1 protein-coding gene and 1 pseudogene are annotated in these 705 nt (G+C 63.5%); both read right to left on the reverse strand.

Annotated features, from left to right (window positions below; all coding sequences use genetic code 11):
- Positions 1–253, reverse strand: a pseudogene (locus tag EN964_RS36300) (ABC transporter permease); the annotation flags it as partial.
- Between the two features lie 112 nt (positions 254–365).
- The coding region (locus EN964_RS36305) for a substrate-binding domain-containing protein (protein WP_164776564.1) at positions 366–705 on the reverse strand (340 nt) is incomplete at its 5' end.

The following is a 705-nucleotide window of genomic DNA, read 5'->3' on the forward strand; positions in this document are numbered from 1 at the left end:
GCGTCACGCCGATGGCGATGATGCCGACGATCGACACCTGCAGGATGATGATCTGCAGGCGCGCTTCGTTGAAGATGCCGCCGACGTCGCTGCGTGTGTTGAACAGGAAGCTGTCGCCGAGAAAAATGCGGCCGATCAGTTCGAAGATGACGACGAGAATGACCAGTGCCAGGAAAACATTGAACTCGGCCGGCCATGTGCGCTTCCTCGCATCATAACCGACGCCGCCGACGCCATGAGATGTCTGTGCCACGTATTCTGTCCTCCATCAGCCGCGGTCGCCCTCGCGCCTGCGGCGCTGAGGGAGAGAGGGGAGCGGCGCTGTCTTGATCGAGAGCGCCGCTCCGTATCGAACCGTTGGCGGCTCAGTTCTTCTTCAGGAACTTGTCGATGTTGGCGGGCGTCACCAGCTGGAAGGGCACGTAGACCTTGTGCTCGACCTTCTCGCCCTTGGCGAGCTTGAGCGCCGCATCGAGAGCGCCGGCGCCCTGGCCGGCCGCGTCCTGGAACACGGTTACGTCGAGGTCGCCCGCCTGCATGGCCGCCAGCGCGTCCTGGGTGGCGTCGACGCCGCCGACGACAACCGCCTTCATGTCGATGTTGCCGGCCTTCATCGCCTGGATGGCGCCGATGGCGCTTTCGTCATTGTTGGCGATGACGCCGTCGAACGGCTTGCCGGTCGACAGCCAGTTGGTCATCAGGTTC

This window comes from Mesorhizobium sp. M7A.F.Ca.CA.001.10.2.1 (assembly GCF_003998575.1).
Lineage (GTDB): Bacteria > Pseudomonadota > Alphaproteobacteria > Rhizobiales > Rhizobiaceae > Mesorhizobium.